22 protein-coding genes and 1 pseudogene are annotated in these 24,867 nt (G+C 70.3%); 9 read left to right on the top strand and 14 right to left on the bottom strand.

Annotation, left to right across the window (positions count from 1 at the left end):
* Positions 1 to 19: 19 nt before the first annotated feature.
* The 3 genes from ABD197_RS03495 to ABD197_RS03485 are packed head-to-tail and all read right to left on the bottom strand — an operon-like array spanning position 20 to position 2,800.
* On the bottom strand, positions 20 to 1,672 hold the full coding sequence (locus tag ABD197_RS03495; protein WP_344051641.1) for a S8 family peptidase: 1,653 nt from the start codon (positions 1,670 to 1,672) through the stop codon (positions 20 to 22).
* Between the two features lie 53 nt (positions 1,673 to 1,725).
* Positions 1,726 to 2,193: a hypothetical protein gene (locus ABD197_RS03490; RefSeq protein ID WP_344051639.1), complete on the bottom strand. Its 468-nt coding sequence runs from the start codon at positions 2,191 to 2,193 to the stop codon at positions 1,726 to 1,728.
* 1 nt (position 2,194) lies between these two features.
* The gene (locus ABD197_RS03485) at positions 2,195 to 2,800 is read right to left on the bottom strand and encodes an RNA polymerase sigma factor (protein WP_344051637.1); all 606 of its coding nucleotides are present in this window, start codon (positions 2,798 to 2,800) and stop codon (positions 2,195 to 2,197) included.
* Between the two features lie 115 nt (positions 2,801 to 2,915).
* On the opposite strand from ABD197_RS03485, the gene ABD197_RS03480 reads away from it, so the two are divergent.
* On the top strand, positions 2,916 to 3,665 hold the full coding sequence (locus tag ABD197_RS03480; protein WP_344051635.1) for a glutamine amidotransferase-related protein: 750 nt from the start codon (positions 2,916 to 2,918) through the stop codon (positions 3,663 to 3,665).
* Between the two features lies 1 nt (position 3,666).
* On the opposite strand, the gene ABD197_RS03475 is transcribed toward ABD197_RS03480, so the two are convergent.
* The 8 genes from ABD197_RS03475 to ABD197_RS03440 form a co-directional block, all read right to left on the bottom strand.
* A complete protein-coding gene (locus tag ABD197_RS03475) occupies positions 3,667 to 4,155 on the bottom strand; it encodes a glutaminase (protein ID WP_344051633.1) in 489 nt (162 codons plus the stop codon).
* Positions 4,152 to 5,354, bottom strand: a complete 1,203-nt coding sequence (locus ABD197_RS03470; protein ID WP_344051631.1) for a cation:proton antiporter — start codon at positions 5,352 to 5,354, stop codon at positions 4,152 to 4,154. The genes ABD197_RS03475 and ABD197_RS03470 overlap by 4 nt, the downstream gene beginning before the upstream one ends.
* 21 nt (positions 5,355 to 5,375) lie before the next feature.
* Positions 5,376 to 6,554, bottom strand: a complete 1,179-nt coding sequence (locus tag ABD197_RS03465; protein ID WP_344051629.1) for an alpha/beta fold hydrolase — start codon at positions 6,552 to 6,554, stop codon at positions 5,376 to 5,378.
* On the bottom strand, positions 6,551 to 7,387 hold the full coding sequence (locus ABD197_RS03460) for a transposase (protein WP_344051627.1): 837 nt from the start codon (positions 7,385 to 7,387) through the stop codon (positions 6,551 to 6,553). Before ABD197_RS03460 ends, ABD197_RS03465 begins: the two co-directional genes overlap by 4 nt.
* A gap of 24 nt (positions 7,388 to 7,411) precedes the next feature.
* Entirely contained in the window at positions 7,412 to 8,089 is a 678-nt protein-coding gene (locus ABD197_RS03455; RefSeq protein ID WP_344051625.1) for a GTP pyrophosphokinase, read from the bottom strand.
* A gap of 299 nt (positions 8,090 to 8,388) precedes the next feature.
* Positions 8,389 to 9,690 (bottom strand): xylulokinase, encoded by a 1,302-nt coding sequence (xylB, locus tag ABD197_RS03450; protein ID WP_344051623.1) that lies wholly within the window; start codon positions 9,688 to 9,690, stop codon positions 8,389 to 8,391.
* Between the two features lie 150 nt (positions 9,691 to 9,840).
* A complete protein-coding gene (xylA, locus tag ABD197_RS03445) occupies positions 9,841 to 11,031 on the bottom strand; it encodes a xylose isomerase (protein ID WP_344051621.1) in 1,191 nt (396 codons plus the stop codon).
* Positions 11,032 to 11,110: 79 nt separating this feature from the next.
* Positions 11,111 to 12,643, bottom strand: a complete 1,533-nt coding sequence (locus tag ABD197_RS03440) for a glycoside hydrolase family 43 protein (RefSeq protein WP_344051618.1) — start codon at positions 12,641 to 12,643, stop codon at positions 11,111 to 11,113.
* A gap of 92 nt (positions 12,644 to 12,735) precedes the next feature.
* Between ABD197_RS03440 and ABD197_RS03435 the strand changes: the two genes are divergently transcribed.
* Positions 12,736 to 13,920, top strand: a complete 1,185-nt coding sequence (locus ABD197_RS03435; protein WP_344051616.1) for an ROK family transcriptional regulator — start codon at positions 12,736 to 12,738, stop codon at positions 13,918 to 13,920.
* A 30-nt stretch (positions 13,921 to 13,950) separates the two neighbouring features.
* On the opposite strand, the gene ABD197_RS03430 is transcribed toward ABD197_RS03435, so the two are convergent.
* A complete protein-coding gene (locus tag ABD197_RS03430) occupies positions 13,951 to 14,949 on the bottom strand; it encodes a LacI family DNA-binding transcriptional regulator (protein ID WP_344051613.1) in 999 nt (332 codons plus the stop codon).
* Between the two features lie 158 nt (positions 14,950 to 15,107).
* Here ABD197_RS03430 and ABD197_RS03425 point away from each other — a divergent pair, with 158 nt between their 5' ends.
* The 7 genes and pseudogenes from ABD197_RS03425 to ABD197_RS03395 form a co-directional block, all read left to right on the top strand.
* Positions 15,108 to 16,394: an ABC transporter substrate-binding protein gene (locus tag ABD197_RS03425; protein WP_344051611.1), complete on the top strand. Its 1,287-nt coding sequence runs from the start codon at positions 15,108 to 15,110 to the stop codon at positions 16,392 to 16,394.
* A 13-nt stretch (positions 16,395 to 16,407) separates the two neighbouring features.
* On the top strand, positions 16,408 to 17,451 hold the full coding sequence (locus ABD197_RS03420) for a carbohydrate ABC transporter permease (protein ID WP_344051609.1): 1,044 nt from the start codon (positions 16,408 to 16,410) through the stop codon (positions 17,449 to 17,451).
* Entirely contained in the window at positions 17,451 to 18,323 is an 873-nt protein-coding gene (locus ABD197_RS03415) for a carbohydrate ABC transporter permease (protein ID WP_344051607.1), read from the top strand. Before ABD197_RS03420 ends, ABD197_RS03415 begins: the two co-directional genes overlap by 1 nt.
* Positions 18,324 to 18,333: 10 nt before the next feature.
* Entirely contained in the window at positions 18,334 to 20,628 is a 2,295-nt protein-coding gene (locus ABD197_RS03410; protein WP_344051604.1) for a beta-xylosidase/alpha-l-arabinosidase, read from the top strand.
* Between the two features lie 71 nt (positions 20,629 to 20,699).
* A complete protein-coding gene (locus ABD197_RS03405; RefSeq protein ID WP_344051602.1) occupies positions 20,700 to 22,103 on the top strand; it encodes an aspartate aminotransferase family protein in 1,404 nt (467 codons plus the stop codon).
* 53 nt (positions 22,104 to 22,156) lie between these two features.
* Positions 22,157 to 22,792 carry an NADPH-dependent F420 reductase gene (locus tag ABD197_RS03400; RefSeq protein WP_344051600.1) on the top strand — a complete coding sequence of 212 codons (636 nt, stop codon included), beginning with the start codon at positions 22,157 to 22,159 and terminating at the stop codon, positions 22,790 to 22,792.
* A 19-nt stretch (positions 22,793 to 22,811) separates the two neighbouring features.
* Positions 22,812 to 23,114 (top strand): annotated as a pseudogene (locus ABD197_RS03395) (DUF7882 family protein); the annotation flags it as partial.
* 196 nt (positions 23,115 to 23,310) lie between these two features.
* Here the strand turns inward: ABD197_RS03395 and ABD197_RS03390 are convergent.
* A complete protein-coding gene (locus ABD197_RS03390) occupies positions 23,311 to 23,625 on the bottom strand; it encodes a DUF7882 family protein (protein WP_344051598.1) in 315 nt (104 codons plus the stop codon).
* A 47-nt stretch (positions 23,626 to 23,672) separates the two neighbouring features.
* Positions 23,673 to 24,866 carry an MFS transporter gene (locus ABD197_RS03385; protein ID WP_344051596.1) on the bottom strand — a complete coding sequence of 398 codons (1,194 nt, stop codon included), beginning with the start codon at positions 24,864 to 24,866 and terminating at the stop codon, positions 23,673 to 23,675.
* Position 24,867 lies beyond the last annotated feature (1 nt).

Below are 24,867 nucleotides of genomic sequence, written 5' to 3'. Positions count from 1 at the left end.
GCCGTTCGGGACGCGCGCGTCACCCCGCCCGCAGCAGCCGCTTCTCCAGCTCTGCCAGCACCTGCACACGCGCTTCGTCAAGGACACGCGCGCACGCCGTCGGGTCGAGGTCCGCCGAACTCGCCAGCCTCTCCACGAGAGCGGAGGCGAGCCGGCCCGCCACATACGGAGCCGCGAACGAGGTCCCGCTCCACAACGCGTAGCCGCCGGTGAAATCGTCGGGATCGATCGTCTCTCGGCGCATCCCGAGACGGTCCGAGCGCGTCCCGGCCTGGACGCCGCCGTTGAAGGGCGGAGAAGTGCTCAGCACCGCGGACCCCGGCGCGTACGTGTGCACCCACGCGCCGATGTTGCTGAAGAGGGCGACGCTGTTGTTCGGATTGAGCGCGCCCACCGCGAGATGCGGAGCGGCATCGACGACGTCCTCGACGGCGAAGTCCGATCCGGGCCAGTTCCACAGCGCCGCGGGGAACGTGGGCCGGTCGGTCGCCTCGTTGCCCGCGGAGCAGACCACGGCACAGCCGTTCCTGCGCGCGAGCGTGAGCAGCTCACTGAGAGTCCGGTCGAAGAGTTCGTCCTCCGGGGTCTCGTGGTAGTACCCCAGCGAGAGGTTCAGCACGTCGATGCGCCGGCCGCCCTCCGCGGCCGGGAGCAGCATCCACTTGACCAACGTGCGGATCGCGTACAGGAAATGCCCCTCCAGGAGCGTCCCCTGACTGTCTGCCACGCGCACGGTCACGAGGTCCGCCTCCGGGCACACCTGTCGGATGATCCCGGCAATGAACGTGCCGTGGCCGGCGGACGCATCCAGTTCCCCGTCGAACTGGCCGGAGACGTCGCCGATCACCTCGGGATCCGTTTCCGGGTCGTGGACTCCGAGCCGCACGCCGTCCACGACCGGTGACCGCGTCACGATGTCATCGGTCAGCCACTCGTGCGTGCCGCAACCGGTGTCCAGGATTGCGACGACCGGCCGTCTGCCACCCTTGTCGACGGCGATGCTGCGGCGCGGCGCGGGACCGATGTAGTCGACCACCTGGCGACCGCCGCAGCCGGGTTCGGCGTAACTGTCGACCCCCGGCGCGTTCGTCTTGCCGAACGGGTTGGTCTTGCCGAACGGGTTGGTCTTGCCGAACGGATTGGTCTTGCCGAACGGGTTCGTCTTGCCGAACGGATCGACCGAGAGGACGTGGTCGAGGCTCACACCGGGGATGACCCGCCCGTTGCGTGCCCGGGCACGCTGCAGCAGGCGCCACGCGTCGATCGGCGGCACCGGCTGATCGTCGCGATCCGGGCTCGGCGAGGGGAAGATCTCGACGCGGTAGATCGTCGGCAGGTCGAATCGCTCGCGACCTCGACGGGCCCGCTCCCCTGCGGTCTCAGGATCGAGCGGCGAGCCGTCGAGGTTCTGCAGCTCCAGCCCCCAGCCGAAGTCCGCCGCCGCCGGACGGAGCACCTCGAGGACCGACTCGACCTTCTCCCCGGACGTGAGCAGCAGATGATCGGGGGCATACGCGGTGGGATACGCGCTGACTCCCCGCACCGGCTCGCTGGTCGGATCGAGCGGCACGCCCTGAGCGCGCGCGGAGTCGTACCGGCGCCTCCACCCCGGCACTCCTCGCTGATCGGAAACCGCTCCGCGGGCAGGGTCGTCGGGGGGCAGATCACTCATGTTCGCTCCTCATCACAGCGGATGCCGCGACCACCGTCGCGGCATCCGACAGGTCACACTTCGAATTGGGGGGTCTGGAAGTCGTGCATCTCGCCGCCGGCGTCGCGGACGACCAGGCGGAGCCGCGAGACACCGGCGGGCACGCTGTCGAAAGCGAAGCGGCCGTGCTCGCCCGGGTCGGTGCTGAACTCGCGCTCCCCCTGCAGCAGGCGGATCGCGAGGGCCGCGGCATCCACCCACCCGTCGATGCGGCGCGCGCCGTCCTCGGTGGCGCTCACGTGCAGCAGCACGCTCGTCGTCCCGTCGCTGAACTGCAGCGTGGCGGTGTCGCTCTCGCCGCGCACGGCGGCGAGGTCGCCCTCCACGAGGGTCAGCAGCGCGTACTCGCGCGACAGGTCCTCGACGGCGACGGCGGCGACCATCCGGTCGACCAGGTCGGCGGGCGCGGGGTCGACCTCCTGCCACATGAGTCGCATGCGGGCGAACAGCGCGGCGTCCGCTGCGAAGTCCTCGGTGTCCATGTCAGTCCTCTTCCCAGCCTTCGCCCACCAGGAGCGAGCGGAGTTTGCCGAGGCAGCGCTGACGCGTCGGCCCGATCGAGCCGATCGGCATCGCCATGTCCTGGGCGATGCGTGCGTAGTCCGGGCGCTCCTCGAAAGCCACGATGCGCAGCAGGCGCCGGCATCGGTCGTTCAGCCTGGAGACGGCACCCCACAGGCGACGGGACTCGTCGTCGGTGGATGCGGTCTGCTCCGCGGACTGCTGGGCGGGAAGGTGAGCCTCCAGGCTCTCGACCTCGGTCGGATCGGCACGGCGCTGCAGCTTGCCGACGCGCCACGCCTCGCGGCGCGCCACCATCGTCAGCCATCCCGAGATCGCCTGCGGCTCGGTGATCGATTCGTGCCGGCGCACGAGCGTCATCCACGTCGTCTGCACGACGTCCTCGGCGAGCGCCCGGTCGAGGCCGTATGCGCGCACGACGTGCCAGAGCAGCGGCGTCATCAGCCGCACGAGGTCATCCATCGCCCGCGTCTCCCCGTCGCGCCAGCGGAGGAACAGGGCCGCAGCCCGCTCCCAGCGTGTCGGTTCGGCGGAGTCGACAAAAGCCCCAGCGCTTTCGTGCGTCATGACGCCCATTGTGTCCACACATCCACAGAGCGCGAAAGATCGGGCGTGATACATGTCGGCGGATACATTTCCCCCGACCTCAGAATCCGCCTGCGCGCACGTCTAAACTCGCTGCATGACCACGGCGCCGCTCCTGTACGTCTGCGTGCGCCCGCAGCAGCTCGCCGCGGTCGCCGAGTACGAATCGTTCCGCGCCGCCGCCCGCCTCTCACCGGATCGGCTGGCGACCCTCGACCTCGTGAACGAGCCCCTGCCCGACGACGTCCTGGACCGGTACAGCGGCTTCTTCATCGGCGGAAGCCCGTTCAACGTCACCGACCCCGAGTCCGCCAAACCCGACGTGCAGCGCCGCCTCGAGGCCGACCTCGAGAAGCTCGCGACGGCGGTGCTGGACTCGGGCCGCGGGGCCGGGATGTTCACGTGCTACAGCATCGGCATCCTCACGCGCCTCCTCGGCGGCGAGGTCAGCCGAGGCTTCCCGGAGGACACCGGTCCGGTCGGCGTCGAGCTCACCGACCAAGGGCAGGTCGACCCGATCTTCGGTACGATCGCGCGCCGGTTCACCGCACTCACCGCCCACAAGGAAGGCGCCGCCGCGGTGCCGCCCGGTGCGACGCTGCTCGCCACGAACGAGGGCTGCCCGGTGCAGGCGTACCGGGTGGGCGAGCGCCTCTACGCGACCCAGTTCCACCCCGAGCCGACCACCCGCGCCTTCACCGAGCGCATGGCCGTGTACCGCGACGACGGGTACTTCCCGGCGAACGACTACGACACCGTCGCGGGCCGGGTGCTGGCGGCATCCGTCACTGAGCCGGTGCGGCTGCTGCACGCGTTCGCCCGCAGGTTCGGCGCGGCCGAGGACTGAGTCAGGTCGCGCCGGCGGGCGGGTTCCGCAGCAGCTCGATGCGCTCGGCGAGATAGCGCTCCAGCGGCATGTATCCGCCCGCCGCGCTCCACCGGATCGAGGGCACCCCGTCGCGCAGCGCGAGGGGGCCGGATGCCGCTCCCCCGTCCACCGCGTCGATATCGAGCTCCTGCCACCCGACATGCACGGTCTCGCCCTCCGCGAAGCCGCCGCGCCGGGCGGCCGCCGCGAGTTCGGCCCGTTGCCGCTGGGATTCCGCGGCATACCCGCGCCGCGCCTCGGTGCGGGCCCGGAGGATCTCACCGGTCCCGAGCACCCCGTCGTCGGTGAGGAGCAGCGCGCCGAGGTGCCACGCGGTGCCGCGCGGGACGATGCGGTCGGCCCGGCCGATGCCGAGCACCCGGCGGGGGACGACGAGTTCGCCGAGCGCCTCTCGGGGCGCACCGCGCAGCCGGGCGCGGGCGCTCGCGAGGATGTCCTGCGCGCTCACGCGAGGTCGTCTTCGAGCGGGGCGCTGACCCGCGACCGCCGCTCCCCGCGGAGGGTCATCGCGATCAGGGGGAACAGCAGGACCGACAGCACGCCCGCACCCACGAGCACCGCGGCGTGAGCGCTGGACATGACGTCCTCGGCGACGCCGATCGCGGTGACCGCGACGATGATGGGCAGACCCGTCGCGCCGAGGACGCCCACCGAGATGCGGTCCCTCGGCCCCGACCCCTCGGGAGCGGCCAGCATCGACGGGAGGCCCCGCACGACGAGCAGCACCACGAGCAGCACGGGGAGCGCCAGCAGCAGCAGAGGGTCGGCCAGGAGCGACGCGAGATCGAACGTCACCCCGGTGTAGATGAAGAAGACCGGCACCAGGAAGCCGAACGCGACGGCTTCGACTTTGCTCTCCACGGCTTCGCGGTCGCGCGGGTCGGCATCGCGCATGAGCAGGCGCCACACGATGCCCGCGGCGAAAGCGCCGAGGAGCAGATCGAGATCGAGGACGATGCTGAGCGCCACCAGGCCAGACAGGATCAGGAACACCACCCGGATCGCGAACTGCCCGGACGTGTGGAGGGTGGAGTTGACCACGCGGTGCATCGCCCCGCGCGGCATCCGGAACGCCAGCCAGATCGCGAGCCCCGCGACGAGTCCGAACAGCACGAGGACGACGGCCTCGATGCCGGGGTTGCTCGCCCCGAGGAAGATGGAGATCGCGATCAGGGGCCCGAACTCGCCGACCGCGCCGATCGCACTGATCGCCTTGCCGAACGGCGTACCGAGCTCCCGTGCATCGCGCAGGATCGGCAGAATCGTGCCGAGAGCCGTCGAGCACAGCGCGATCCCGACGACGATCGCCGCCTGGCCGGGCCAGATCAACCAGGCGATACCGACGCCGGCGACGAGGCTGATGAGCCAGCCGCCGACGGCGCGGCGACCGGTGCGCCCCCGGAACGCGGTGAAGTCGATCTCGGAGCCTGCGACGAAGAACAGCATCGCGAGGCCGAACTCGGACAGCGCGCCGATGAACTCCGACGGCACGGCCCAGCCGAGGAGCGCCGGACCGAAGAGGATGCCGAGCAGCAGCTCGAAGACGACGATCGGGATCCGCACCCACCGACCGAGTCCGCGCGCGAGCAGGGGCGCGAGCACCGCGAGGAGCGGGATGACGAGGAGCGTCGGCTCGAGCTGGTCCACGGATTCACCGTATCGGGCGGCTCACGGCACGTGGCGGTCCAGCCACTGCATGAGCCCCGGGATCGCGAGCAGGGCCACCGTGCCGTGCGTCGCGAACGGGATCTCCTGGTAGGTCACGCGGATGCCGAGCCCGGCCTCGTGCTCGGCGAACGCCGCCGTGTCCTTCGGGACGACGAGCTCGTCCTTCAGTCCCTGAGCCAGGAACAGCGGCGCGTCGAAGGCCGTCGCGCCGGCGGAGTTCTCCGCGAGCAGGTCGCTCCACGGTGCGGTGGTCGTGGGGTCCGCGATCGTGAAGTCGCCGACGAGCGGCTGCCCGATCGCATGCAGCTCGTCGATGTTGCTCAGCAGGCACAGCTCGTTCATCTGCGGCACGGTCTTGAGCGCCGCGGGCGTCAGGATGCTCTCCAGCGGCGCGTCCGGATAGGTCTCGGAGAACGCGGTGAAGGCGTACGAGCCGATCGTGACCCCGGAGATGTCGTCGAGATGGGCGCTCATGAGGTCGGCCAGGTTCGCAGCCGGGGCCGCCGCGGCGACCGCCTGGATCTGCAGCTCGGGGGCGTACTGCGGCGCCTGCTCGGCCGCGAACAGCACGGCCTGACCGCCCTGAGAGTGCCCCCACAGGATGACCCGATCGCTCGCCCGCGCCTCGGGGACGGCCCGGGCGGCGCGCACCGCATCGAGGACGGCATTCCCGCCGGTGATCCCGACGAGGTACGAGTCCGGGCCGTCGGTGCCCATGCCGACGTAGTCGGTCGCGACGACCGCGTACCCGCGGTCCAGGAGAGCGCGGAGACCTTCGATCAGCGAGAACGGACCGAAGGCGTAGGAGGGCGCGCAGTCCCGGGCGGCTCCCGTGGTGGGGTGTCCCCAGGACACGACGGTCCGCCCCTCGGGAGGCGCCGGCAGGAGCGGAACCACGAGCACTCCGGTCGCGACCACCGGTTCTCCGGCGGCGGTCGTGGTGCGGTACATGATGCGCCACGCGCGCGCCGCGAGCGGGGCGCCGAGCAGAGGATCGGTCTTCACGATCGTGCCGGGGTCGCCGGTGGCGGCATCCGCGGGCTGCTCGTAGAACGCGTCGATCCCGGGGCGCTCCAGCGCGTCGCCGGCGAAGCGGGCGACCTCGGCCGCGACGACGGCGCCGGTGACGGCCAGGATGCCGGCGATGACCGCCGCGACGAAGCGGAAGCCCGGCCTCACGTCAGGGCCTTCCGTGCGCGCTCGGTCGCGCGGGCGGCGCTCTGCGCGCGCTCGGCCGCCTCGGTGCGTTCGGCTTCGAGATCGGTCGCGGCGGCCTCTGCCTTCTCGGCATCCGCTTCGAACCGCGCGAGTTCTGCGCGCAGGTCATCGACGCGTTCGCGGAGGTGGTCGGTGCGCTCGCGCGCCTTCGCGAGCTTCGCGTCGATCTTCGCCAGCTCGCGGTCCGCTTCGCCTGCGGCGCGCTCGGCCTCGCGCAGCTCCCGCTCGGCGGCCTTGCGCGCCCGGCGCTCCGCGAGGTCGTCGCGGCTCGGCGCGGGGGCGTCCGGCACCCCCGGTACGGAGCCGCCGACCGCGTCGGTAAGGTCCACGGGCTCGAGCCCGGTCGCCTCGAGAGTTCGGACCAGGCGCCCGGTCATCACGGCGGCCGCAGCCGCGGCATCCATCACGGCGGCATTGATCGTCTTCTCGACCTCGGTGCGCGCCGACGCGCTGACCGTGACACCCTTCGCGGCCGCGAGATCGGCGGCCTGCGCAGCGAGCGCGGCGACGAGGGCCCGGCGCTGACGGCCGAGGCGGTTCAGCTCCGCGGCGTCCAGGTCGTCCTGCGCCTCGCGCAGCGCAGCGGAGAGCTCGAGCGCGTCGCCGAGCTGACCCTCGCGGGCGAGGAGACCCACCGCCCAGGCCGCGGCCGTCGGCTTGCGCAGCGCCTTGATCTGCGCGGCGAGGGGTCTGTCCGCCTGGTTCGCCCTGACGTTGCGTGCCGCGGTGAACTCGTCGGGCGGCAGCGCGTAGAGCTCGGCGGCGACCGCGTCGAGGTCTGCGGGCGCGGTCATCCGTTCATTCTGTCCGGCCGGCGCTCAGACCGCGACCGTGCGACCTTTCGGTCCGTGAAGTTCGCGGTGCAGGCGCTGCATGCGCTCATCGAGTTCGGCGGCCGTGTCGGCGGCATCCTTGAGGCTCGTGAGGAGCTCCGCGGGAACCTGGCGGTCGTACTTGTAGTAGATCTTGTGCTCGAGGCTCGCCCAGAAGTCCATCGCGATCGTGCGGAACTGCACCTCGACCGGCACCGCCACCCGGCCGCTGGAGAGGAAGACCGGCACCTCGATGATCGCGTGCAGGCTCTTGTATCCGTTCGCCTTCGGCTCGGCGATGTAGTCCTTCACCGCGACGACCGTCACGTCGTCCTGCCGGGTGAGCAGGTCGAACAGCCGGTAGGCGTCCGTGGTGAAGCTGCACGTGATGCGGACGCCGGCGATGTCGGTGATCTCTCGGCGGATCGAGGCGAAGTCGGGCTCCACGCCCTTGCGAACGACCTTGTCGACGATGCTGTCCGGCGACTTCACGCGGCTGGAGACGTGCTCGATCGGGTTGTAGTCGTGCATGTAGGCGAACTCGTCGCGGAGGATCCCGACCTTGGTCTCGACCTCCTGCATGCCGAAGCGGTACTCCAAGAGGAACCGCTGCATCTCGTCGCGCATCGCGCGCAACTGGGTGGTCGAGAAGGTGAGCTGTTCATCGAGCCCGTCGTCCGGCATCCCTCGACGGTACGGTGGCGGCCTACGAGCCGCCTGGGAGCGCGTGCCCTCCCGAGGTGGTGGGTCTTCCCGCGACATGGTGGCTTTCCCCGCGAAACGGTGGCTCTTCTCCCGAGGTGGTGGGTTTCCCCGCGAAATGGTGGGTCTTCCGCCGAGGTGGTGGGTTTGCCCGCCAAATGGTGGGTCTTCCGTCGAGAAGGTGTGCACCATCTCGGGAGAAGAGGGACCATCTCGGCGGAAGAGGGACCAACTCGAGAGAAGAGGGACCATCTCGGCGGGCGAGCGGGGCCGCGGGCGCGTCAGGCGAGGACGGATGCCGCCTGCCGGGCGGCACCGAGAGCGACGTACTCCCCGGGCGCGGGCACCTCCACCGGAACCCCCAGCACGAGCGGGGCGACCACGCGCACCGCCTCGGACTGCGCACCCCCGCCGATCAGCAGGGCGCGCTCGATCGGCACGCCGAGCGCGCGGAGCGCCTCCAGGCCCGCGCCGAGCCCCGCGAGCATGCCCTCCACGGCGGCCCGGGCCAGGTTCTCCCGCGTCGTCGAGGCCAGTGTCATCCCGGTCAGCGACGCGGTCGCATCGGGCAGATTCGGCGTGCGCTCGCCCTCGAAGTACGGCACGAGTGCGAGACCCGCCGCGCCCGGTTCCGCCGACACCGCGAGCCGGCTGAGCTCGGCGTGATCGACCCCGAGGAGACGGGCGATCGCGTCCAGGACGCGCGCCGCGTTGAGCGTCGCGACCAGCGGCAGGAACCGCCCGGTGCAGTCCGCGAAGCCCGCGACCGTCCCTGTCGGATCGATCGTGCGCTGCTCGCTCACCGCGAAGACCGTGCCGCTCGTGCCGATCGAGACGACGACGTCGCCGGGCCCGGCCCCGAGCCCGAGCGCGGCGCCGGCGTTGTCGCCGGCTCCCCCGCCGACCCGCCGGCCGTCCTGGTCGATGACCCACTCCTCCGGGCCGAGCACGCGCGGCAGCGCGGCGTCGTGCCCGAGCGCCGCGATCAGCAGATCGCGGTCGTACCCACCGCTCGCGGGATCCCAGTACCCGGTGCCCGACGCGTCCGAGCGGTCGGTCACGAGCTCGGCGAACACCGGGCCGAGCGGCGACTCACCCTGCGGGCCGAAGCCACGAAGCCGCCACGTGAGCCAGTCGTGCGGCAGCGCGACGGCCGCGACCCGCGCAGCGTTCTCGGGTTCGTGATCGCGCAGCCATCTGAGCTTCGTGATCGTGAACGACGCCACCGGCACGAGTCCGGTGCGCTCGGCGAGCGCGTCGGCGCCGAACTCGGCGATGAGATCGGATGCCGCTCCCGCAGACCTCGTGTCGTTCCACAGCAGCGCGTCGCGGATCACCCGACCCTCGGCATCCAGCACCACCATGCCGTGCTGCTGCCCGCCGATCGCCCACGCCTCCACGTCACCGAGGCCCCCGGCATCCGCGATCGCCGCCCGCAGGGCCGACAGCCACGCCTCCGGGTCCACCGACGTGCCGGCAGGGTGCGTCGCGCGCCCCTCCCGCACGACCGCGCCCGAGTCGGCGTCCACGACCAGCACCTTGCAGGACTGCGTCGACGAGTCGACGCCCATCACGAGAGCCATGGCTCCCCTTTCGCACTTCTCACGTTGGCGACACCATCCTGCGGGTCCTGAGCCCGCTCAACCTGTTGGCGCCACTTCCCTGCGTCGGCCCCATGAAACCTCAGGCGCCGACGCAGGAAGGTGTCGCCAACTTGCCGGGAGAAGACCGGGTCAGCCGCGCGCGCCGAGCAGGTGCTCGGTCGCGAGCTGCTGCAGGCGCACGAAACCGAAGCCCTTGCCGCCGAGGTACACCGACGGGTCGAAGTCCTCGTAGGCCGAGCGGTCCGCGAGGAAGTCGTCGTAGGTCTCGCCCTCGTTCAGGGTCGGCACCGAGAGCTCGTCCACGCGGGCGGCGGCGAGCGCCTCCTGCACCTCGGGGTCGGCGCGGAACGCCGCGGCCCGCTCCTTGAGCAGGAGATAGGTGCGCATGTTCGCGGCGGCCGAGTCCCACACGCCGGTCTCGTCCTCGGTGCGCGAGGGCTTGTAGTCGAAGTGGCGCGGACCGTCGTACGCCGGAACCCCGCCCGGGCCGCCGTTCTCGAGCAGGTCCACGAGCGCGAACGCGTTGTGCAGATCGCCGTGGCCGAACACGAGGTCCTGGTCGTACTTGATGCCGCGCTGACCGTTCAGGTCGATGTGGAAGAGCTTGCCGTGGAACAGCGCCTGCGCGATGCCGGCGGCGAAGTTCAGGCCCGCCATCTGCTCGTGCCCGACCTCGGGGTTCAAGCCGACGAGCTCAGGGCGCTCGAGCGAGTCGATGAACGCGATCGCATGGCCGAGCGTCGGGAGGAGGATGTCTCCGCGCGGCTCGTTGGGCTTCGGCTCGATCGCGAACCGGATGTCGTAGCCCTTGTCGGTCACGTAGTCACCGAGGAGGTTGACGGCCTCGCGGTAGCGCTCGAGCGCCTGGCGGATGTCCTTCGCGGAGTCGTACTCGGCGCCCTCGCGGCCGCCCCACATCACGAACGTCTTCGCGCCGAGCTCGGCGCCGAGGTCGAGCTGACGGAACACCTTGCGCAGCGCGAAGCGGCGCACCTGGCGGTCGTTCGAGGTGAAGCCGCCGTCCTTGAAGACGGGCGCCGAGAACAGATTCGTGGTGACCATCGGGATGATGAGCCCCGTGTCGGCCAGAGCACCCTTCAGGCGGTCGATCTGGGTCTGACGCTCGGCGTCGGTCGAGCCGAACGCGAACAGGTCGTCGTCGTGGAACGTGAGGCCGTAGGCGCCGAGCTCGGCGAGCTTCTCGACCGCGTGCACGACATCGAGCGGGTGACGGGTGGGGCCGCCGAACGGGTCGGTGCCGTTGTAGCCGACGGTCCAGAGTCCGAACGAGAACTTGTCGTCGCGAGTAGGGGTGGGCATGCTGCTCCTTTGCGGAAAATGTTGCTGATCACAACCTATACCGTTTCGGATGCCGCGTCCAGCGGCATCCGCACGGACATCACGACAGCACGCGCAGCTCGAGGCCGTCCACGTCGACGTGACCCTCCCCGGCCGCGAACGGGCCGATCCAGGCGCCGAGGAACGACGCGGCGGCGACCGGGCTGAGCCCCCGCAGATCCGCCGTACCCAGGCTCGCGCCGGAGACCACGGCCTCGGCATCCGCCCCGTCGATCCGCAGCGCGATCTCGACCGGCGCACCGGCGTCGACCGGGGCTTCGCCGAGCACCGCGCGGCCGTCACCGGTGACGAGCACCGCGCGGGCGAGGCCGGTGTCGTCGACCGAGACCTCGAGGTGGCGCTCGTCGCCGACGCGCAGCAGGATGCCGCCCCGCCCGGCGCCCGAGAGCTCCAGCACCGCCCGCACTTGGACGCGCTCGGCGGGGAGCCGCCGACCGAGGAAGGACTGGTCCTCGAGTCCGGTCGGCTCGCCGCCGCCGTGGAGCCGCACGAATCCCGGGCGGACGGCCGTGTCGGCGAACGTGTGAGGCATCCGGCGGACACCTGTCCAGGCGAGCCCCAACGACCCGTCGAAGTCGTCGTCGAAGGAATCGGGCCCGACGACCTGATCCGGAACGCCTTCGGCATCGACCTCGCCCTGCACGCGCCCCACTCCCGGTGCGAACAGCGGACTGCCGCCCTCCCAGTCGAGCGGCACGAGGTGCGTCTGGCGTCCGAGGAGGCTGTCCCCGCCGTCGGGGCGCAGACCGGTCGCGAGCAGCACGGCCCACGTACGACCGTCGGCCGCGTCCACGAGATCCGCGTGTCCCACGGCCCAGATGTCGGTGCGTGCACCGAGGTCTCGGTGGGTGAGCCGCGGGTTGCCCCGATCGCCACGGTAGGGCCCGGTGATCTCGTCGGCGTACGCGACACTGATCGCGTGCTCGCCGAACGTGCCGCCCTCCGAGGCGAGCAGCATCCATCCGCCCTCCGGGTGCCGGTACAGGTGGGGCCCCTCGGCCCAGACGGCACCCTCGACGGCACCGTGCCAGAGCACGTGCTCGTCGCCGATGACGGCGAACGTCTCGGGATCGAGCTCCCGCAGCCACACCTCGGTCTGGTGGTGCCAGAGTCCGGGCTGGGCGAGGCGCGTGCCGCACAGCCAGACGCGGCCGTCGTCGAACGCGAGCGAGGGATCGATCTCATCGTCGCCGGCGAGCCAGATCGGATCCGACCACGGACCCCGCGGATCGGTCGCGGTCACGACGAAGTGACCGGTCCGCCCGCCACGCTCCGCCGTGTCCCAGAATGCCCCGGCGACGACGGTGCATACGACGAAGAACGTGCCGTCGTGGTACCGGATCGTGGGCGCGAACAGTCCGCACGAGGATCGCAAGCCGGACAGATCCAGCTGGTCGGAGCGCTCGATCGCGTGACCGATCGGCTCCCAGTCCACGAGATTCGTCGAGCGGTGGACCGGCAGCCCGGGCAGGTACTCGAACGTCGACGTCACCAGGAAGTACTCGTCTCCGACCCGGCAGATCGACGGATCGGGATGGCATCCCGGCAGGATCGGATCGCGATAGCGGCCCACGTGTCCTCCTCGAGCGGTGCGGCGTGGGCACGACCTTACGGCCAGATTGCAGTTTCCGACAACAAACGTCCTCGAGCCCTACAGTGAGGGAGATGAACGAGCTCCACGCCGCTGAGCGAACAGGCCCCGACGGCGTCCGCCAGCGCAACCTCGCCCGGGTCCTCCGCCTCGTGCACGTCGACGGCCCGCAGTCGCGGGCGGCGCTCACCGAGGCGACCGGGCTCAATCGCTCGACGATCGCCGATCTCGTGGCCGAACTCGTGCGCGAAGGGCTCGTGCAGGAGCGCGCTCCGGAGGCCTCACGGCGCGTGGGTCGTCCGTCTCCGGTGGTCGCCTCCGATCCGCGCGTCGTCGCGATCGCCGCGAACCCCGAGGTCGACGCGCTCACGATCGGCGCCGTACGACTCGACCAGAGCATCGCAATGCGCGCCCGCATCGAGCTGGACGGTCTGATCTCACCCGAAGACACCGCCGCGATGATCTCGGCGCAGGTCGACAGCTGGCGCGCCGGCGGCCTCGCGGACGCGCGGATCGTGGGGGTGGGTCTGGCCGTCCCCGGCCTCGTCCGCGCAGCCGACGGCCTCGTGCGCAACGCGCCGCACCTGCATTGGACCGACGCGCCCGTGCGCGACCTCGTCGCCGGAGCCACCGGCCTGCCGACCACGGTCGGCAACGACGCGAGTCTCGGCGCGATGGCCGAGCACCTGTTCGGCGCCGCGCGCGGCGTCGACGACGTCGTGTACCTCAACGGCGGCGCGAGCGGCATCGGTGGCGGACTCATCGTGGGCGGGATGCCGATCCCCGGCGCCGGCGGCTACGCCGGTGAATTCGGGCAGAACCGTCCGGGCATCGCCTCCCCCGCGGATCGGCGCGCGGGCGACGGCGTACTCGAGGACGAAGTGAGCAGGGCACGTCTGCTCGCCGCGGTGAAGCTGCTCTCCGCGGACGAGCCCACGCTCGCCGAAGCGCTGCGCACGTCCGGGTCGGTGACGGCCGCCGAGGAGGTCGCCCGCCAGCGACGCATCCTGGCGACGGCGCTCGGCAATGCGGTCAACGTGCTCAATCCGTCGGTCGTGGTGCTCGGCGGGTTCCTCGCGACCCTCGCCGACCGCGACCTGGAGGCTCTGGAGGCCGCCGTCGCGGCGCAGGCGATGCCCGCGAACACGGAAGGGCTCCGCATCCGCACCGCCGTCCTGGCGGAGGACCGCCTGCTGATCGGCGCGGCCGAGCTCGCGTTCGGCGAGATCCTGCGCGACCCCTCGGCGATCGCCGGCTGATCCCGGGCCAGAGCGCCGGCTGATCCCCCGTCAGAGCGGCGGTGCGGTCGTCGCCCTCGGCACGAGCCGCGTGGGCAGGCGCACGTGCGTCTGCTCTGGGGTCTCGCCGTTCATGAGCCCGATCAGGAGTCTCGTGGCGACTTCACCCAAGCGCTGCATGGGCTGACGGACGGTGCTGAGGGCGGGGACGTGTCGCGATGCTTCGGGGATGTCGTCGAAGCCGATCACCGAGAGCTCGTCGGGCACGCGGATTCCCAGTTCATGCGCGGCCCCGAGGACCGCGATCGCGGACAGGTCGTTCGCCGCGAAGATCGCCGTGGGGCGCTCGACCTGCGACAGCAGTTCGTGCGCGAGCTGCCGGGAGGCGTCCTCCTCGTATCGGCCGACGCCCACGAGGCCGGGTTCGAACCGGATGCCGGCCTCCAAGAGCGCGCTGCGGTACCCCGCATCGCGCAGGACGGAGGAGCGCAGGTCGGGGCGGCCCGCGATGAAGCCGATGCGGGAGTGGCCGAGCTCGATCAGGTAGCGGGTCGCGAGCTGCGCACCGTGGAAGCTGTCGGACTCGACCGTCGGCAGGTCGGCAGGACCGGTGTGCGGGTCTATCGCGACGATCGGCACCTCGCCTGCCACGTTGACCACGGTGGGGGTGACCATGATGACCCCGTCGATGAGCGTTCCGCTCAACCGGCTCACCGATCGACGCTCCCAGCCCTCGCCGGTGCCGTCCTGCGAGCCCGCGTAGGCCATGAGGTCGAAACCCGTGCCGCGGACCGCGGCGCCGACGCCTTTGAGGATCTCGGCGCTGAACGGCTCGAAGGCGGGCACGAGGACGCCGATCACACCCGTGCGGTGCGCGCGCATGCTGCTCGCGCCGAGGCTCGACTGGTAGCCCAAGCGCTCCACCACGTCCATGACGCGGCGGATCGTGTCAGGCGAGACGCCGTAGCGACCGTGCACGGCCTTGGAGACCGTGGACACTGACACCCCGGCAGCCGCGGCGACGTCGTTGATCGTGGCGCGGCGTCCCATGTCGCGATGATAACGAATGGAAAAGGTTTTCGAAAACGTTTGACACGGCAACAAATCGCTTGCGACACTGAACGCCAGTTCCCGAGCATCACCCATCGGGCACCATTCACGACACCTCCGTGCGCGAGGTGCGACTCGACGAAGAGAACGGAAATCACATGAATGGCAAGAAGCTCCTCGCGGGGTCTGCCGTCCTGATCGCGGGGGCGCTCGCCCTCAGCGGCTGTGCCGGCGGCAGCGGCGACAGCAGCGACGGCGGCGATGTCACGCTCACCTTCTGGCACAACTCGACCACCGGCCCGGGCAAGGCCTACTGGGAAGACACCGCGGCGGCGTTCGAAGAGGCGAACCCCGGTGTCACCGTCGAGATCCAGTCGATCCAGAACGAGGAGATGGACGGGAAGCTGCAGACCGCGCTGAACTCCGGCGACGCCCCCGACATCTTCATGGCGCGCGGCGGCGGCAAGCTCGCCGACATCGTCAAGGCCGGCCAGGTCATGGATCTCACCGACGGCATCACGGACGCGTCGAAGCAGGCCCTCGGCGGCGTCCTGTCCGCCTTCGAGATCGACGGGAAGAACTACGGGATGCCGACCTCGGTCCTTCCGTCGGGCATCTTCTACGCGGGCGACCTGTTCGAGGCGGCCGGCATCACCACTCCCCCCGCCACGATCGACGAGCTCGAGACGGCGGACACCGCGCTGAAAGAGAGCGGCGTGGCACCGATCGCGGTCGGCGCGAAGGACGCATGGCCCGCAGCCCACTGGTACTACAACTTCGCCCTCCGCGCCTGCACCAAGGACGTCATGGACGCCGCCGCCGACAGCCGGAGCTTCGATGACCCGTGCTGGCTGAAGGCCGGCGAGGACCTGCAGTCGTTCCTGGAGACGGAGCCTTTCAACGAGGGCTTCCTCACGACGCCCGCCCAGCAGGGCGCCGGGTCGTCCGCCGGACTCGTCGCGAACCACCAGGCCGCCATGGAGCTCATGGGCGCGTGGAACCCCGGAGTGATCGCTTCGCTGACCCCGGACGAGCAGCCGCTCGCCGATCTGCTCTGGTTCCCGTTCCCGGAGGTTCCCGGCGGTGACGGCGAGCCCGGCGCGATGATGGGCGGCGTCGACGGGTACTCGTGCTGGGTGAACGCTCCCAAGGAGTGCGTCGACTTCTTGAACTTCATGGTCGAGAAGGCCAATCAGGAGGCGTACGCCGAAGCCTTCGTGACATTGCCCGCTTCCCAGGAGGCACAGGGCGTCGTGACCGATCCGTCGCTGCAGGAAGTGCTCAAGGCCTACAACGACGCCCCGTACGTCGTCGTCTGGCTGGACACCCTGTACGGCCAGAACATCGGCAACGCCCTCAACGTCGCCGTGGTCGACATGTTCGCCGGCAAGGGCGACGCTCAAGCCATCGTCGATGCGGTCAACGCCGCCGCGGCGAAGTCCTGAGCGGAGAGCACTGATGGCTTCCGTGCGCGACATTTCGCACACCACCGCGGACGCGCCCGGAACGCCGGACGCCGAGGGGGGCGACGCTCAGGCGACGCCCCCCTCGGGGCGCCCTCCCCGCAGCGGGCGCGCCCCGGGCCGGCGCGCCCGCGGCGCCGGATGGGGATCTCGTCTCGAGCTGCTGATCCTCATCGGCCCGGCGCTGATCGTGTTCGTCGCCTTCGTCATCTTCCCGGTGGTGATGGCCGCGTACTACGGCTTCTTCAGCTGGTCGGGATTCGGCCCCGCAGTCGACTTCGTCGGCCTGCGCAACTACATCGTGATCCTGACCGACCCGGCCTTCCACGAGGCACTCGGCCACAACGTCTTCATCGCGATCATGTCCCTCGTGCTGCAGGGTCCCGTCGCGCTGGGACTGGCGCTGCTGCTGAACCGCAAAATGCGCTTCCAATCCGCGATCCGCGTGCTGATCTTCGTCCCCTACGTGATCTCCGAGGTCGTCGTCGGAATCGGCTGGTCGCTTATGCTGCAGTCCAATGGCGCGTTGAACGGCCTCCTCGAACGAGTGGGGCTGGGCGCCCTCGCCACCGACTGGCTGTCCGACCCGTCGATCGCGATCTGGACGCTCATGGTGATCATCACCTGGAAATACGTCGGGTTCGCCACGATCCTGTTCCTCGCAGGTCTCCAGGGGATCCCCGATGAACTCGCTGAGGCAGCCGCGATCGACGGCGCGTCCTACTGGCAGATCCAGCGCCACATCGTGCTCCCCCTGCTCGGTCCGACCGTGCGCATCTGGGCGTTCCTTTCGATCATCGGCTCGCTCCAGCTGTTCGATCTGGTGTGGATCATCTGGGGTCAGTACGTGGCCTCCACCGCCGGCACGTCCACGATGGCGACCTACATGGTCGCGAACGGCCGCAACGCCGGCAGCTTCGGCTACGGCAGCGCCGTCGCCGTCGTCATGTTCCTCATCTCGCTGGCCGTCGCACTCCTCTACCAGCGCTTCCTGCTTCGACGCGACACCGCCGGAGCCATCACGGGAGGGAAGGCCTGATGGCCACTGTCACACTCGCCGCGCCTCCGGCGCCCCGGCGATCCTCACCGGCCCCTCGACGGTCGGGGGGCCTCCTGATCTACTTCGTGGCGCTCGTGCTCATCGGGCTCATGCTCGCGCCTGTCGCCTACATCATCCTCGGCGGATTCCGGTCGAACTCCGAGATCACGGTCGACCCGTCCGGGCTCCCGACCGTGTGGAACTGGCAGAACTATGCCGACGTCCTGCTCAGCGGTGTGTTCTGGCAGCAGGTGGGCAACTCCACGATCACCGCTGTCGTCACCACGGCGGTCGTGGTCTCCCTGGGGCTCATGGCCGCGTTCGCGCTGGCCCGGTACTCATTCCGCGGGCGCGGAGCCGTCTACGCCCTTTTCGCCGCCGGGCTCATGTTCCCGATGACGGTCGCGATCACGCCGCTGTACATCCTGGTGCGCAACCTCGGTCTGATGAATTCGCTCGCCGGCGTCATCATCCCCCAGGTCGCCTTCGCCCTGCCGATCACCGTGATCATCCTGGTGCCGTTCCTGGCGGCGATCCCCAACGAGCTCCAGGAGGCGGCGGCGATCGACGGATGCAGTCGCCTGGGCTTCTTCTGGCGAATGGTGATCCCGCTCGCCGTGCCCGGTGTGATCACGGTCGGCATCCTGGCGTTCATCGGCAGCTGGAACAGCTACATGCTTCCGCTGTTCATCCTGAACAACGAGAATTCCTTCACCCTCCCGTTGGGCACCCAGGCGTTCGCATCGCAGTACTCCGTCGACACGGCGAAGGTGCTCGCCTTCACATCGCTGTCGATGATCCCCGCGCTGGTGTTCTTCAGCCTGTTCGAACGACGCATCGTCGGCGGGCTCACGGGTGCGGTCAAGGGCTGAGGAAGAAGTCATGATCGAGAACGAACAGCGCGCTTCGGCGCGCGTAGAAGACCTCATCGCTCAGATGACGCCGGAAGAGAAAGTCGCTCAGCTCGGCGGGTACTGGATCGATCAGGGCGACGAGGTCGTGGCGCCGATGGCGGACGAGCTCGGCTCGTCGACCGCTTATGAGGAGGCCAGCCGTCACGGCATCGGGCACCTCACCCGGGTGTACGGCACGCGGCCCGTCGACCCGATCGCCCGCGCCGAATGGCTCTGGGGCGAGCAGCGGCGCCTGCGCGGGCAGACCCGTCTCGGCATCCCGGCGATCGTGCATGAGGAGTGCCTGACGGGCCTGGCCGCGTGGAAGGCCGCCACCTATCCCACCCCGCTCGCGTGGGGGGCCTCGTTCGATCCGGAGGCGGTGCACGAGATGGCGCGCCTGATCGGCGGCACGATGCGCGAGCTCGGCATCCACCAGGGCCTCGCTCCCGTCCTCGATGTGATCCGCGACCCGCGCTGGGGCCGCGTGGACGAGTGCATCGCCGAGGACCCCTACGTCGTCGGCACGATCGGCACCGCCTACGTGCGCGGTCTGCAGGAGACGGGCGTCGACGCCACCCTCAAGCACTTCGTCGGATACTCTGCCTCGCGCGCGGGTCGCAACCATGCGCCGGTGTCCGCGGGACCGCGCGAGATCGCCGACGTCCTCCTCCCGCCGTTCGAGATGGCCGTCCGCGACGGCGGTGCGCGGAGCGTCATGAACTCGTACGCCGAGATCGACGGGATGCCGGTCGCCGCCTCCGCGGAACACCTCACCGATCTGCTGCGCGGGCAGTGGGGCTTCGACGGGGTCGTGGTCGCCGACTACTTCTCGGTGCTGTTCCTGCAGACGATGCACGCGGTCGCCGCGAGCCCCGCCGAGGCGGCCCGTCTCGCGCTGACGGCCGGGATCGACGTCGAACTCCCGAACGCCGAGGCCTACGCGGAGCCGCTCCTCGAGCTGATGCGCACCGGGGGCATCGACGAGGCGATCGTCGACCGTGCCGTGGCGCGCGTGCTCGCCCAGAAGGAGCGGCTGGGGCTTCTGGACGAGACCTTCGACGCGGCGCCGCGAAGCGCGGACCTGGACGGCCCCGCGCACCGCGCGGCGGCCCGTCGGCTCGCCGAGGAGTCGGTCGTGCTCCTCTCCAACGACGGCGTCCTGCCGCTGCGCTCGCCGCAGCGCATCGCCGCCATCGGACCGAACGCGGCGTCGGCCGAGGCGCTCATGGGCTGCTATTCGTTCGCGAACCACGTCCTCGCACACCACCCCGGCGTCGAGTTCGGCTTCGAGATCCCGACCGTGCTCGACGCCCTGCGGTCCGAGTTCCCGCAGTCCGAGATCGTCCACGCCGAAGGGTGCGACGTCGAGGGGGAGGACCGCAGCCGCATCCCCGACGCCGTCGCCGCGGCGAGCGATGCCGATGTCGCGGTCGTCGTCGTCGGCGACCGCGCGGGGCTCTTCGGGCGCGGCACGGTCGGCGAGGGCAACGACGTGGAGAGCCTGGAGCTGCCCGGAGTGCAGCGGGAACTCGTCCAGGCGGTCACCGCGACAGGCACCCCGGTCGTGCTCGTGCTGCTGACCGGCCGTCCGTACGCGATCGACTGGGCGCTGGATGCGCCCGGCGCCCCGGCGGCCGTCGTCCAGTCCTTCTTCCCCGGTGAAGAGGGCGCACCCGCGCTCGCTTCCCTCCTGTCCGGGGCGAGCGTGCCGAGCGGCCGCCTGCCGGTGTCCCTGCCGCGGTCGGCGGGATCGCAGCCGTACTCGTACCTGCACCCGATCCTGGGTGGTCCCAGCGAGGTCACGAGCGCGAGCAGTGCCCCGGTGCGTCCGTTCGGCTTCGGGCTCAGCTACACGACGTTCAGTCACACCGACCTGCGCGTCGACGGTGCCGCGCAGGCCGGCGACTCGTTCCGCGCCACCGTCCGCGTGCGCAACGACGGCGAGCGCGACGGCACCGACGTCGTGCAGCTCTACGCCCGCGACGTCTCCGCCTCGGTGACGCGTCCGGTCGCGCAACTGCTCGGCTACGCCCGGGTGGACCTTCCGGCCGGGGCGGAGCGCGACGTGGTGTTCGACGTGCCGTCCACGCGCCTGGCCTTCACCTCACGGGCGGGGACGCGCATCGTCGAACCCGGCACTGTGGAACTGTGGGTCGGACCGTCGTGCGCCGAGCGCGAGGCGAGCGCGGTGATCGAGCTGACCGGAGACGTGCACGTCGTCGGATCGGCGGACCGCCGGGTGACGGACGTCGCGGTCCTCGCCGCGGTGCCGATCGGATGAGGCACCGCGGCCGCAGGCGGGAGTAACGTCGGAGCCACCGGCGCGCACGGCGCCGGGAGGAAGGCCGCCACATGTCGATCTCGACCGAATCCCCGTCCCGGACGGATGCCGACCTCCAGGCGATGGCGCGCGACCATCTCTGGATGCACTTCTCCCGCCAGTCGGTCATGACCGAAGGCCCCGGGGTGCCGATCATCGTGAAGGGCGAGGGGCACCGCATCTGGGATTCGACCGGCAAGGAGTACATCGACGGTCTCGCCGGTCTCTTCGTCGTCAACGCCGGACACGGTCGGCGCCGGCTCGCGGAGGCTGCTGCCCGTCAGGCCGAGCAGCTCGCGTTCTTCCCGATCTGGTCCTACGCCCACCCCGCCGCGATCGAGCTGGCCGACCGGATCGCCGATCTCGCGCCGGGTGACCTCAACCACGTCTTCTTCTCCACCGGCGGCGGGGAGGCGGTCGAGACTGCGTTCAAGCTCGCGAAGCACTACTGGAAGCTCGTCGGGCGCCCCACGAAGCACAAGGTGATCTCGCGCTTCATCGCGTACCACGGCACGCCGCAGGGCGCGCTCGCGATCACGGGCCTGCCGGGAATGAAATCCATGTTCGAACCCGTGGTCCCCGGCGGGTTCCGCGTGCCGAACACCAACTACTACCGTGCGGGCGAGATGGGCTTCGCCGGAGGCACTCCGGAGGAGTTCGGCGTCTGGGCCGCCGACCGCATCGAGGAGATGATCAACTTCGAGGGTCCCGACACGGTCGCCGCCGTGTTCCTCGAGCCGGTTCAGAACTCCGGCGGATGCTTCCCCCCGCCGGCCGGCTACTTCCAGCGCGTCCGCGAGATCTGCGACAAGTACGACGTGCTCCTGGTCTCGGACGAGGTCATCTGCGCGTTCGGCCGCCTCGGCCAGTACTTCGGCGCGGACGTCTACGGCTATCAGCCCGACATGATCACGTTCGCGAAGGCGGTCACGAGCGGCTACTCGCCGCTGGGCGGCACGATCGTGAGCGACCGCATCTACGAGCCGTTCGCCCACGGCCAGGCCTCGTTCCCGCACGGCTACACGTTCGGCGGGCACCCGGTCTCGTCCGCGGTCGCGCTGGAGAACCTCGACATCTTCGAGGAGGAAGGGCTGCTGGCCCACGTTCGCGAGAACTCTCCGGTCTTCCGGTCGACGCTCGAGCGGCTCGGCGACCTGCCGATCGTCGGCGACGTCCGCGGCGACGGATACTTCTTCGGCATCGAGCTCGTGAAGGACAAGGCCACGAAGGAGACCTTCGACGACGACGAGTCCGAGCGGCTGCTGCGCGGCTTCCTCTCCAAGGCGCTCTTCGACGCGGGCCTGTACTGCCGCGCCGATGACCGCGGCGATCCCGTGATCCAGCTGGCGCCGCCGCTCACGATCGGCCCGTCCGAGTTCGATCAGATCGAGCAGATCCTGCGGAGCGTCCTCACCGAGGCCTGGTCGCGGCTCTGAGGCGCGCGGCATCCGATCGGGAATACCCGCCCGGCGGTCGCGTTCCACCCCGCATGACACGCTTCGGAATCATCGGCGCAGGACATATCGGCTCGACCCTCGCCCGGGGACTCGTGGACCGCGGCCACGATGTGGTCATCAGCAACTCGCGCGGCCCCGCGTCGCTGCAGGAGCTCGTGGCCGAGCTCGGCGAGCACGCCCAGGCGGGCACCGTGACGGATGCCGCGACCCAGGGTGAGGTCGTGATCGTGACCGTCCCCCTCAAGGCCTATCAAGAGGTGCCCGTCGCACCGCTGGCCGGCAAGATCGTGCTGGACACCAACAACTACTACTGGGAGCGCGACGGCCGGATCGCCGCGCTCGAGGAGAAGACCACGACCACGAGCGGGATGCTCCAGGAGCACCTGCCCGAGTCGAAGGTCGTGAAGGCGTTCAACCACATCATGTCGGGACAGATCCTCACCGACGGCTCGCCCGCGGGAACGCCCGGTCGCCGAGCTCTCGCGACCTCGAGCGATCACGCGGACGCCGTCGCATTCGTGACCGCGCTGTACGACGAGTTCGGATTCGACACGGTGAACGCCGGACGGCTCTCGGAGAGCTGGCGGGTCGAGCGCGATCAGCCTGCGTACGGGGTGCGGCAGGACCGTGACGAGCTCGAGGCCAACCTGGCACGCGCCACGCGCTGACAGGGCATATGGTGGCCACGTGGGCACCATCTACTACGGAGGATCGGCGACCCCGATCCACATCGAGGACCGCGCGCTGGCGCATCTGAAGGTCGTCATCGCGACCAAGCTGCGTCGGAGCGAGAGTTTCACGGTCACGTGGCGCCACCCCGACGATCAGCCGCGTGGGCGCACCACGATCTGGCTGCACCCGTCGATCCCGCTCCGGTTCGTGTTCGACGACCCCGAGCCGACGAATCTGAGCCGCGAGTGGATCGAGGAGCTCGCGAGTTCGGCGAACTCCTCCGGCGGCATCACGCTCATCGCCGAGCACTTCGACACCGGCCCGATCCCCGTCATCGACGAGGACGGGGAGCAGGATGCCGACATCTCCGTCGGCAAGGTCGAAGTCGATGAGCTCACGATCGAGAAACTGACCGTGGCAGGCAACGACGTGCCGCAGAACCCGGCTGACGAGGCCGCGGAAGTACTCCGCACGAGCGAGATGCCGGCTCAGCCCGAGCGCTGACCCGGACGGATCACTCTTCGGCCGGCGTGTCCTCGGTCGGCTCGGGAGTGATGGTCAGACCGTTCGGGCCGCTCGCGGCCTGCATGAGGTCTTCGATCCACGCCCGGTTGATGCGCGGGTTGCGGCTGCCGAAGAAGTGGAACTGGATCGGCACGGACGGGTGCATCCAGAAGCTGCGCCGACCGCTGCCGTCACCGACCTCGACGTCGAACATGAACGCCTCGGTGCGCCGGAGCTTGTTCATCACGACGATCCGCAGATGTGCCAGCGTGCGATCGTCGATATCGACCGAATTCGCCATCGTGTCGTAGATGAACCTGCCCATGGTGCGAGCCTACTTCGTGGAGCGGACAGCCCGCCTCATCGCGGGGGTCAGGATGCCGCGCGGCGGCGCATGATCAGACCCGCAGACACCGTCGCCGCGAGCACGAGCACCACGAACACCAGCAGGACGGCCAGCGGCGGGGCGAAGGACAGCCCGGCACCGACGGCGAGGACGGGGATCACCGGGCCGAGGTACGCGATCAGGAACAACAGCGCGACCGTCTCTCCGGAGTGCCCCGGCTCGGCGATCGCGAGCGAGGTGCCGATCGCCCCTCGGAAGAGCAGACCGACGCCGAGCCCCGCGATCACCCCGCCGCCGAGGAACAGGGCGATCTGCACGAGGATCGCCCCCGTAGCGACACCCACGAGACCCACGGTGCACGCGAGGACGGCCACCGTCAGCTGCGTCCGCAGCCGCGCTCCGGCGAGCGCGAGCTGGCCCACCGCCGACGCCCCGAAGATCGCGAAGACGCTGATCCCCGCCAGCAGGTGGTCGCGGTCCTCGAACTCGCCGCCGAGGAAAGTGGGGATGAGCGAGCTGAACAGCCCGAACACCGCGAAGCCCGCGAACGCACCGAACGCGGCCACGAGGAAGATGGACCGGTTGGCGCGCGGCACGGAGAGCTTCTGCGGGCGGTAGCGAGGCGCCTTTGCGGGTCGCGCCACCGTCTCCGGCACCGCCGCGACGGCGACCAGCGCAACGGTGAGGAGCACGAGGAAGAGGACGTGCGGGAGCACGAGCGGGTCGGGGAGCACTTCGGCCATCGCTCCCCCGATGAGGGAGCCGAGCGCCAGTCCGCCGAGGTTCGCTGCACCCGCGACCGAGGCGGCGAACGCCGGCTTCTCGGTGGGGGCAGCGACCGCGCGCACTTCGCCGAGGTACGCCGTCGCGGTCGCCGACATGATGCCGATGCTCACTCCGTTGACCAGGCGCGCGGCCACGAGCCCCGCGGTCTCCGGCCAGGCCAGGAACATCACGCCCGACACGAGCGAGATCGCGACGGCGATCAGGATCATCGGGCGGCGCCCGAACCAGTCGCTGATGTGGCCGAACAAGTACAGGCTCACGATCACCCCGACCGCGTAGGCGGAGTAGATGACGGTCACGAGGCTCACCGGGAAGCCGTCGCTCTGCTCGTACAACGGGTACAGCGGGGTCGGCACGGTCGAATAGGCCATCGTTGCGGCGAAGACCGCGGCGACGATCCAGAAGCCGGCTCGGGCTGAGGCGTGGGGCATCATC

Origin of the sequence: Microbacterium lacus, assembly GCF_039531105.1 — a bacterium.
In the GTDB taxonomy this organism is placed as follows: Bacteria; Actinomycetota; Actinomycetes; order Actinomycetales; family Microbacteriaceae; genus Microbacterium; species Microbacterium lacus.
The sequence above is the reverse complement of the archived record's forward strand: the minus strand, read 5'-3'. Positions and strand labels throughout refer to the sequence as shown.